This is a genomic window from Aquimarina agarilytica ZC1, from assembly GCF_000255455.1.
Taxonomy (GTDB): Bacteria; Bacteroidota; Bacteroidia; order Flavobacteriales; family Flavobacteriaceae; genus Aquimarina; species Aquimarina agarilytica.
This window is the reverse complement of sequence record NZ_JH621304.1, coordinates 1-10,808: the sequence shown is the minus strand read 5'-3', so window position 1 is coordinate 10,808 and position 10,808 is coordinate 1. Positions and strand designations below refer to the sequence as shown.

Genomic DNA, 10,808 nt, shown 5'->3' with positions numbered 1-10,808 from the left:
ATTAAATTTGAAACCCAAAATACTAACCAAATTTATCTGTTCTAATAATCGAACTCAGGTTGATAGTAAATTTTTATCGTTTAATGCAGGCGCAAATAATGTAATTCCAAAAGGTAATTTATTTTCGGTTATGGATACCGGAAGTGCTACCGCAGTACAATCCAACAAGTTCATAAAATTTGTGTAGTACCCCAAATTAGTATTTAAACCTATAGGATTTTCTTTTATTTCTTCTTTGGTATATATAGTTCCTACCGTGGGCATAACAAAAGCATCATAAGATTCGGTATAATAATCAAACTGCTTTTTTAAAGCTTTCAATTTATATTCCGCATCAAAATAAGAAGTTGCCAAATTATTTTTCCCATCGGAAACAACTTTTAATACAGTTGTGTTCACCTCAGTAGCATGCTGCTCCATGAATTCACCTACCGCATGGTACCTTTCCGATAACCACGGTCCCTCATATAATAGTTTAGCGGCCTCAAACATGGGTGTAAAATCAATTTGCTCAAGGCTATAATTTTTATCGGAAAGCGAAGTAATAAAATTAGCATAAGCTTTCTCATACGCTTCATTCCCAAAAAACTTCAAATTAGCTTTCAATGGAATAGCGATTTTAATCTCTTTTTTTAAATCGAATTGATTATTATTCCTACTATATGGGTCATTGGCATCGTACACACTTACAATTGATAAAATATGTTCTACATCTTTTAATCTGTTAGCAAAAATAGAAACACAATCTAACGACTTACAAGCAGGAACAACACCCGAGCAAGAGACTATTCCTTTACTGGATTTAAACCCAATAATATTTTGAAACGCAGCAGGAACGCGTCCCGAACCTGCTGTATCTGTTCCTAACGAAAAAGTAACATAACCGGCAGCTACCACACTAGCCGACCCCGAACTAGATCCTCCTGGTATGTAGTCTTCATTAAAATAATTTTTAGCTATACCATATGGAGAACGCGTCCCCACTAAGCCTGTAGCAAACTGATCCATATTAGTTTTACCAATACAAATAGCCCCTGCTTTTTCCAGTTGTTGTACCGAAAATGCGGATACTTTTGGAATGTACTCATAAGCTTTACAACCTGCAGTTGTAGCAAATCCTACTACATCAATATTATCCTTTACCGCAAAAGGAACACCTAATAATGGATAGTCATCTATAGATTTGCTCGCTATTTGATCAATTTTTTCTATCAAACTTTTCTCATCCAAAAGGCTTATAAAAATATGTTCCTCATCAACGTTTTTGATGAGCTGTTTTTGATTGGCAATTAGTCTACTTTTATAAGTATCGAAGTTGTTTAGTAATAAGCTTTGTATTTCTTGTATAATCACTTTAGATAATTAATTTGAATGGTTAAACCTTTATAGAAAGCATAATATCTCCGGCTGCAATTTCATTTCCTATTTTAATAAATATATCATCCACAATACCTTGCTGATCACTACAAATGGTCGATTCCATTTTCATACTTTCAAGTACCACAAGGGGTTGTCCTATAACAATTTTATCACCTCTCTTTACTTCTACTTTCCATACAACTGCAGCAATTGGAGCCGCAACTCCTTCTGACCCTTTTGCTATTTGAATGCTAACATTTTCTTCAGAAACTCGATCTTCTTGATTAAAATTAAGTTTACCTGTTCTAATCCATTCTTCTTTTTCTGTATTAAATGCTGCTTTCTGTTTCTCCTTAAAAACAGTAATCGACTGCTTATTTTCCGCTAAAAAGTTTTTGTATTCCTCAAGACTAAAAGTGGTTTCTTCAATTTTTAAAGGATACCTTCCTTGTGGAAAATCGCGTCGAATCTGTACTAATTCTTCAGCAGATACTGGATAGAATTTTATTTGATCAAAAAAGCGTAACAAAAATGGTTCTTTCGCTGTAAAATACTTCCCTTCAGGATAGGTATTCCACATTTGCAAGGTTCTCCCAAATAATTGATAGCCTCCTGGTCCTTCCATACCATAAATACACAAATAAGCTCCTCCAATACCTACAGCATTATCGGGTGTCCAAGTCCTTGCTGGATTGTATTTTGTAGTAACTAATCGATGTCTGGGATCAATGGGTGTAGCAATAGGAGCGCCTAAATATACATCGCCCAATCCCATGACTAAGTAGGAAGCTTCAAAAATTAAATTTTGTACTTTCTCTATCGATTCAAAGCCATTAATCCTTCGAATGAATTCAATATTATCTGGAGACCACGGAGCATCTGTCCTAACGGTGGTATGGTATTTTTCCATGGCCAGTTTTGCTTGTGGATCATTCCAACTTAAAGGAAGGTAAACCACTCTAGAAGGAACCATAATATCTTCTATACTTTCTAATTCAGATAGTATATTATAAATTTTAACGAGTAATTTATTTCTATTTATTACTAATGGTTCAAAATGAATTTGTAATGATCTAACACCAGGCGTTACATCTATAACACCCTCATTACCTTCAACTTCTAGAGCTTGGAATAGTTTATGAATTACTAAACGTAATTCTAAATCCAATTCAAGTTTACCTAACTCAATTAATATATTATTATATCCAGATTGACGTATACATACCTCATGCGTTTTAAAATGATATTGTGCTAATATGGGAGTGACTTCTTTTACAGGAGAAGCTAAATATTGAGGCACTTCATCTACAAGCGTTTCAAGAAACAGCTCTTCTGCCTTTTCCTTTTCAACAGCTTGCTCATAAGTAACCAAATTAAATTTGATTTTTGAATTTGTCGAAAGCTGTCCCATTTTCCATAGATCAGCTTTTATTATGGTAAAAGGGCATACAAAACCTCCTAAACTAGGGCCATCTGGCCCTAAAAGTATTGGGGTATCTCCTGTAAAATCAATAGCTCCTATAGCATATGCATTGTCATGGATGTTTGATGGGTGCAAGCCAGCATCTCCCCCATCCGTTCTGGTCCATTTAGGTGAAGGACCTAATAAACGAACACCCGTACGGGATGAATTGAAATGTACCCCCCATGTGGCTTCTAAAAATTCTTCGATATAAGATGCTTCAAAAAAATCAGGCGCTCCATGAGGCCCATACAATACATCTATGCTTATTTCTGGAGAAACCTCTGGAACGCTTATTTGTTTTTGCTTTGGTAAATAATCAATCTCATTTATATGAAGCACATCACCTGTTCTAAGTGTACGTCCTGCATGGCCTCCCATTACTCCTAAAGTAAATGTTGATTTACTTCCGAGATAATCGGAACCTTTTATACCTCCTCCGAATAAAAGGTAAGCTCTTTGTCCCGCATCTTGTATATTACCAAGTGCTAAAACTTCCCCTTTTTGTGCCGTATATAAAGTATAATTAGTCAATAAAGTATCATTTAACTTCGCTTCAATAGTTGCACCAGTTATTACAAAATCTGTTTTTCTTCTGAATTTAATTTTTGGTCCTTGTAGCGTAATTTCAATACCTGCTGCATCCTTTGGATTTCCTAACAATTGATTCCCCAATCGAAATGCTCTGCTGTCCATGGGTCCCGAAGGAGGAATACCTACCATCCAATAGCCTGTTCTACCTGGAAAATCTTGAACTGTAGTAAATGTCCCAGGTGAAAGTATGTCTATAGCATGACTGGTATAGTCATGAGTTTTTAAAAATTGTGTGGATAGGTTAGCTTCAGCAAAAGCTTCACTTTTAGCAATACTCAACAAAAATTCTAGGTTTGTTTCAACACCTTCAATTTTGGTATGGGAAAGTACCTCGATCGCCTTTTGAACACATTGTGCTCTATTTTCGGCAGTAACAATTATTTTGGCCAGTAATGGATCAAAATAAGGTGAAATTTCAATGCCTTCTCTTACCCAAGTATCTATTCTAGCATTTTCAGGAAAGTTTAATTTTGTTACGACACCAGTTGCTGGTAAATAATTTTTAAAAGGATCTTCCGAGTACAATCTAAATTGCATGGAAGCTCCTGTAGGAACTAGTTTATCGGGAAATCTAAATGTACCTTCTTGAAGTTGGATCATAGCTTCAACTATATCCATTTTAAATACTTCTTCTGTTACTGTATGTTCTACTTGTAAACGCGTGTTAACTTCTAAAAAATAAAAAGATTGATCAGCTTCATCATATAAAAATTCAATGGTACCAGCACTACGATATGCGATATGCTTCATTAAATTTTTAGCGCCTACATATAAATCTTGTCTTATTGTTTCTGGAATATTAGGCGCGGGGGTTTCTTCTATTATTTTTTGAGAACGTCTTTGGATGGAACAATCTCTATCACCTAAAACTACCCCCCCGCCTTTTCCATCACCAAAAATTTGAACCTCTACATGCCTTGCTTTGTTTAAAAACTTTTCTAAAAAAACACCTGCGTTAGAAAAGTTTTTTTCAGCTAAACTAATAGTCGTTTCATAAGCCGCTTTTAATGTTTCCTTGGTATGACATATTTGCATGCCAATACCTCCTCCGCCTCCTGTGCTTTTAATAATAATAGGATAACCTATTTGGTCGGCTGCCTTTTCAGCTTCTTCAAAGGAGCTTAGCAAAGCGGTACCACTTAATACAGGTAATTTACTATGAATAGCCACCTCTCTAGCCTTGTGTTTTAATCCAAATGTTTCAATTTGTTTAGGTGTTGGGCCTAAAAACACAATATCATTATCTTCTAATAACTTCGCAAAAGAAGCATTCTCGCTCAATAAACCATAACCTGGATGTACTGCATTTATATGATGCTCCTTTATTATAGTAAGTATAAGTGCGGTGTTTAGGTAAGTTTCAGCAACACTACCCTTACCAATATAGAATGCCTCATCTGCTTCTAACATATGAGTGGCATTACTATCTGCCTCATTATATATGGCCACAGCTACTTTACCCATTTTTTTTAGGGTCTTTATAATTCTAACAGCAATTTCACCACGGTTAGCAATTAGTACTTTTTCAATCATTAGTATACGTGTATCAGTCCCAAATTAACACCTCTATTGGTGTAGGATTATAAGCATTACATGGATTATTCAACTGTGGGCAGTTACTTATTATACAAAGCACATCCACGTTAGCTTTAAGTTCAACATACTTCCCGGCTGCCGAAACTCCATCTGAAAAAGTTGATTTCCCATCTGGAGATATAGGCACATTCATAAAAAAATTAATATTACTATTTAAATCTTTTTTGCCCAGTTCAATATCATATTCACGTAGTGCGGCCATAAAAGAATCCCTACAATTATGCATATGTATCTTATCTAAATCATAACGTACAGAATTACTTTCGGCAGAACAAGCGCCTCCTAAAGTATCATGCCGACCACAGGTATCATCGGTTATAGTCAGTAGCACATTTCCTCTATTGGAAATAATTTCACTTCCCTTAGTTAGGTATACATTTTTTTGATGATTAATAGTGTCTTGAGCACTATACCTTTCCCGGAGGTTATCAAGGGCATAAAACATTGTATCTGCGGCTTGATTTCCTTCGCAATCAACTATCCTAAAATATTGCCCTTTTTTAACCTCATGGGACCAATAATCTCCTGCTAAAACTACTTTTTTATATATGGCATCTTTACTATCTAAACTCATTTTAATACAGGCTTTTAGTGTAGTTAATGGTATTAGTAAAACCTCTTTTATTTTCATCACGCAAGTGAAATGCAGGATTATCTGCTGGCGCAATACCTGCTTCCCATACGGATATTTTTAAAGGCTTAGGTTGGTATTTATTACTTGGATTTAATGGATGTGGACAGGTATTTAATACAATTAAAGTATCCATTTCTGCTTGTAGGTCCACATATGATCCTGCTTTGGATACTTTTCCATAGGTGATTTCTCCATTTTGATTTACATCTATTCTCGTAAAAAAATTGACAAGAGAATGCATATCCTTTAATGACATTCCATATTTAGAAACTTCAGTAAGTAAGGATGTAAAACTATCCCGATAATAAGCGTTTCTATGCTCTTGATAATTCTTTTCTCCGTATTTTTTTTTATTGCTTTCCTTAGTACTACAGTATCATGCCAACCACAAGTATCATTTATTATGGATACTAAAATACGCCCCATATCGGAATAAAGTGCATGTCCCTTTGTAAGATACGATGTGAATTGCGCCTTTAATGTATCGGCCATATTATAGCGTTCGCCATAGTTTTTTTGATTAAACAATAATGTTGAAACATTTATGCCTCCCTCAATATCTGTTAAACGAAGGCTGGTCCCTTTTTTTAGAATGTAACTAAAGTTCCATCCTCCTGGAATTGTTTTTTCTAACAAGACCAATTCGTTATTAAATTGTTTCATGGTCAGTTTTTTTTATTCAAAATAGTTTACTCTTTGTAAAATAGCTTCGTTTTACATAATTTCATTTACAAGATCAGTAGTCGGAATTACAGGAACTGCTTCTTCCTCTTTATTACGATGAATAAGTGCTTCTAATCTTTTTTTGGTTGCTAAAAACTCTGGAGTTAAAAATTGTTCAGGGCTTCTTGGTCTAGAAATGGGTACTTCAATAATTTCTGCTATTTCCCCAGGATTTCCTTTTAATACAATAATTCGATCTGATAAATACACAGCTTCATCCAAATCATGAGTCACAAACATAATAGAGATATCAATGTTTCGCCAAATCTGTAATAAATAAGCTTGCATTCTAGCTCTGGTTTGAGCGTCTAAAGCCCCAAATGGTTCATCCATAAGTAACATTTCTGGTTGAGTTGCAAGTGAACGTGCAATAGCTACGCGCTGTTTCATCCCTCCCGAAAGTTGCGATGGATAAGCATCTTGATAGTTATCCAAGCCTACCAAATTTATCCATTTAAGCGCTTCTTTTTTGGCTTCTGCTTTTGACCTATTTTGCCTTAACAAACCATACATCACATTTTCTGTAACAGTAAGCCATGGAAACAGCGTATATTCTTGAAAAACCATTCCTCTCTCGATTCCGGGTTTTTTCACTTCTGTCCCACTCACATTTATACTACCCGAATCTATACTTTCAAGACCTGCTACTAAACGAATAAGTGTTGATTTACCACAACCCGAAGGGCCAATTACAGAGGTAAATTCCCTTTTGTAAGTTGAAAAAGACACATTTTTTAAAATAGGGCCTTTTTTTGTATCAAAGGTTTTGTAAAGCTCGTTTACAGTCATTTTAACGCTTCTCTTCTTTAATCGATCAAAACGCTCTTTAACATCAGGACTTTGTTCTTTATAATTAGGCAATGTAATTAAACTCATCTCGTGTAATTTAAATTTCCTGAATAGCTTGTTCTTTAAAAATTTTTCTACCTATATATGCTAATAGTTGATCCGATAACAATCCAATAACTCCAATAATTATAATAGCTGCATATACTTGCTCAAAATTTCTATATTTTGCTTGTTGATTAATAAACCAGGTAATCCCTGTGCTAGTACCTATCACTTCTGCAACCACCAAATACGTCCATGCCCAACCTAATAGAATACGCATATCTTTGTAAATATCTGGCAAAGTACCTGGAATAATTATAGTTTTTAGTATCGTTAAATTTGAGGCCCCTAAAGTTTGAGCAGCTTCAATTAGACTGCTATTTAATTTTGAAGTTGTATTGGCAATTACTAATACTTGCTGAAAAAAAGTTCCTATAACTATTATGGCAATTTTTGGTCCATCATTAATACCTAAAATAGCGACTGCTAATGCTCCAAAAACTGGAGCTGGTAAGTATCTAAAATATTCAATAAATGGCGCTGTTAGACTATTAAAAAAACTATAAGTCCCACATAAAATTCCTAGGGGAACTCCGATTATTGATGAAATTAAAAAACCTAAAAGAATAATTTTTATACTATGTAAAAGACTTTCATGTAACCAAGGATTACCCCTCCTTCGAGGAGGGGTAGTAAATGATTTTACTAAACTAACCACCACTGCATGTGGTTGGGGTAAGTAAATAGGATTACTTCTATATCCTTGTGCCTGCTGCAAACCTTTGGTTTGCATTCGCTTATTTTCTGCCTCAAATACCTTTCTTTTTACGAGCATTTCTTTTTTAAAATAGCTCACATCACCAGTATTAGTAATACTAACCATAGGATGCCATAAAAATGGAAGGTAACTTACAGCACACCAGAGTAAAATTGGAAGTGTAAATGAAAGAATGAATAACGTGCTTCTTGTTTTTTTATCTAGAAGTTTCCTTATGGGAAATAATTTTTCAAATACTTTCATTAATTTTTCTATTTTATTGCTCAAGAGTAATAGAAGGATCTATATAAGAATCAATGTTTTGTGCCTTATCATATACTTTATTAGACACATTAAATTTATCCACTAATTTTGAAGATCCGTAAATAGATTGTAAGCCATCTCCTTTTGAAAAAACACGCTTTGCTTCATTAATGTTTAAGAATTTAACCCCTTTCATAAAATAAGCATACTCTTTTGGTGTTACTCCCGCTCTACTAGACATAATTTCTAAGGCTTCAGCTTTATTTGCCGGGTCAGCTAAAAAGTCTACAACTCTATACCATACTTTTACCACTTTTGCCCAGTCATCTCTTCTTTCCGAAAGGCTCGCAGGAGATACTGCTAAACAATCGTAAATTAAACCTGGAACATTAGCACTAGTGTAAATTGGTTTTGAACCTGAAACTTCTTTTAAAGCTTCGCCAGAGTTTGGTTGCCATGCTGCAATCGCATCTACTTCGCCAGAAGCTAATGTTTGAGCTGTTTGGTGTGTAGCTACATTAACAAGCTCCACATCTGACTCAGATAAACCAACACTTTCTAAACCTTTGTTTAATAATAAATGTTCCACAAAACCTACTTCTAAACCTACCTTTTTTCCTTTTAAATCGGACATAGTTTCAATCCCTGGAGCAGCAACTATCATATCATTTCCGTTACTATAGTCAGATACTAATATCATTACATTTGAAGCACCTGTTGCCCCAGTTACCAATGCATCTCCATTGGTCATATTAACCGCATCAATATTCCCCGATGCAAATGCATCCATTGATGGCACATACTCAAACCAAGAAAAATCAACATCAACACCGGCTTCTTTAAACCAGCCTTTCGAAATAGCAATATCCCATGCTATCCACCCTGGCCAATCGCTATAACCAATTTTTAAAGGTTCTTTTTGTTTTTGACAACTAAAGGCCAAGCCAATAAATGTCAATAAGACAACTATTTTTTTCATAGTCAATTATTTTAATATAAATTTTAAGTAGTTTTTTTAGAATAAGTACGTTAAAGCCACTAATCCAAAACTATCATTTGTAGTTAACGTTCCATTATCTTTAGTAAAAGATGCTTTTGAAGCCCCGTCTAATCTTATTTCAGGAGTGATTTTTAAATTTTCGCTTACATGATAATTAAAAGAAGCAGTGACATTATATAAAGTGTTTTTATTGTAAAAAAGATCTTCATTAAATGGTCCTGTATAAAATGACTGCTCATCTAAAAGAATTTCCCCTCTTAGTCCCACAGAAAATTTATCATTAAATGTAATTAATGGATATAATGCAGCAATTGAAACATTAGCATCTACATCATTACCTAAAAAACCTTCACTAATACTTAAATGTTGAAAACTATAACCCAATGTAAATGTGTCTGACAGTGTAAAACCTCCCACTAAATCAAAAATATTATATTTAGTACCATCTGGTTCTGTACTATTAAGATAAGTGGCAGCAACCCAAAGAGGATCATCTGTATATGATAAATTTACAGCTAATGCCTTATTATTATCATCGCTATTCTCCTCTCTTTGGTAAATATTATTAAACACACCAAGCATTACATTCCATTTATCGGCAAATGCATAGTCAATTTTTGCTCCCATTACACCTGCGGTAGAAGCCCCATATACATAACCATGAGAATAATTTTGATTCAAATGCACATCATCAAATTCATACCCATAAAATGCTTGGAAAACACCTCCAGAAATCTTTAATTTGTCTGTTGCATTCACATAAGCAAAAGCATCTCTTACATAATTGAATGCTGATCCTGCAGATTCGCCTTCCCCGGCATAAAAACGTGTTCCATAAAAATTATCATTTTTAGGTCCGAAAGCCAAATTTGCTTGAAAACCATACTTTTCAGCTTCATGCTTTACACCTACACTTACCCAACCTAAAGAAAATGCATTATTCTCATAAGGAGGATAGGTTAATGTTTGTTCCACATCATTAAAATTTGCAGAATAAAATGCATCTACACTACCAGTAAAAGTTGTTTTGGCCTTTTTTTCGCTTTTTTCTTCTTGCTCTTGTGCAAAGCCAAGAGTACTTGTTAAACAAAATAGAGATACTAAAAATTGGTTTTTCATAAAAAATGATTTGATTTTAACAAAAAAATATTATTGTTTTTTTTAAATGTTATTCCTTACCATTTCCACAATAAGGACTTCAAACCTATAAACTTCCCAATCATAAAAACACCCTGTTTTCAGGGGTTTTTAACAAATCCTTTACTATTATTAATTTCAAATTATTCTTTACTTAATATTATTGATTCCCCTATTTTCACTAGGGTTTAGTGACATTTTTACAAATCACATCTCTTTTAACTTCACATTTCCTTAACGTTTAACATTTTATTTGAAATTTTAGACAATCCTTTAACATCAATTGTAAGCTAAAATGAATTTATAAGTAGTAAAATAGTTTTATGATCATTCAGTTCCATAATTGCTGTGAAAGTAGAAGTGCTATAACAAATAAGAATAGGATAACAAGGATATAATACGCTTTTAATATAAATATTTCGTATATTTAAGGATGCCAAAATCATCTACT

The 10,808-nt window shown here is 34.1% G+C and carries 7 protein-coding genes and 1 pseudogene; all 8 read right to left on the bottom strand.

The window, feature by feature from the left end:
• Positions 1-54: 54 nt before the first annotated feature.
• Positions 55-1,353 carry an allophanate hydrolase gene (atzF, locus tag KQA_RS0217685; RefSeq protein ID WP_010182947.1) on the bottom strand — a complete coding sequence of 433 codons (1,299 nt, stop codon included), beginning with the start codon at positions 1,351-1,353 and terminating at the stop codon, positions 55-57.
• A 22-nt stretch (positions 1,354-1,375) separates the two neighbouring features.
• Positions 1,376-4,948, bottom strand: a complete 3,573-nt coding sequence (uca, locus tag KQA_RS0217680; protein ID WP_010182945.1) for an urea carboxylase — start codon at positions 4,946-4,948, stop codon at positions 1,376-1,378.
• Between the two features lie 13 nt (positions 4,949-4,961).
• A complete protein-coding gene (locus KQA_RS0217675) occupies positions 4,962-5,585 on the bottom strand; it encodes an urea amidolyase associated protein UAAP2 (protein WP_010182944.1) in 624 nt (207 codons plus the stop codon).
• A gap of 1 nt (position 5,586) precedes the next feature.
• A pseudogene (locus KQA_RS20845) lies at positions 5,587-6,308 on the bottom strand (urea amidolyase associated protein UAAP1).
• Positions 6,309-6,359: 51 nt separating this feature from the next.
• Positions 6,360-7,244 (bottom strand): ABC transporter ATP-binding protein, encoded by an 885-nt coding sequence (locus tag KQA_RS0217665; protein ID WP_010182940.1) that lies wholly within the window; start codon positions 7,242-7,244, stop codon positions 6,360-6,362.
• A 10-nt stretch (positions 7,245-7,254) separates the two neighbouring features.
• Positions 7,255-8,220 (bottom strand): ABC transporter permease, encoded by a 966-nt coding sequence (locus tag KQA_RS0217660; protein ID WP_010182938.1) that lies wholly within the window; start codon positions 8,218-8,220, stop codon positions 7,255-7,257.
• Positions 8,221-8,233: 13 nt separating this feature from the next.
• Positions 8,234-9,199: an ABC transporter substrate-binding protein gene (locus tag KQA_RS0217655; RefSeq protein ID WP_010182937.1), complete on the bottom strand. Its 966-nt coding sequence runs from the start codon at positions 9,197-9,199 to the stop codon at positions 8,234-8,236.
• A 36-nt stretch (positions 9,200-9,235) separates the two neighbouring features.
• A complete protein-coding gene (locus KQA_RS0217650) occupies positions 9,236-10,339 on the bottom strand; it encodes an outer membrane beta-barrel protein (protein WP_010182935.1) in 1,104 nt (367 codons plus the stop codon).
• Between the last annotated feature and the right edge of the window lie 469 nt (positions 10,340-10,808).

Excerpts from the sequence above, each read along its gene's own strand:
- KQA_RS0217675 (WP_010182944.1), bottom strand. The coding sequence starts at position 5,585 with ATGAGTTTAGATAGTAAAGATGCCATATATAAAAAAGTAGTTTTAGCA.
- KQA_RS0217660 (WP_010182938.1), bottom strand. The coding sequence starts at position 8,220 with ATGAAAGTATTTGAAAAATTATTTCCCATAAGGAAACTTCTAGATAAA.
- KQA_RS0217650 (WP_010182935.1), bottom strand. The coding sequence starts at position 10,339 with ATGAAAAACCAATTTTTAGTATCTCTATTTTGTTTAACAAGTACTCTT.
- uca (WP_010182945.1), bottom strand. The coding sequence starts at position 4,948 with ATGATTGAAAAAGTACTAATTGCTAACCGTGGTGAAATTGCTGTTAGA.
- KQA_RS0217655 (WP_010182937.1), bottom strand. The coding sequence starts at position 9,199 with ATGAAAAAAATAGTTGTCTTATTGACATTTATTGGCTTGGCCTTTAGT.
- KQA_RS0217665 (WP_010182940.1), bottom strand. The coding sequence starts at position 7,244 with ATGAGTTTAATTACATTGCCTAATTATAAAGAACAAAGTCCTGATGTT.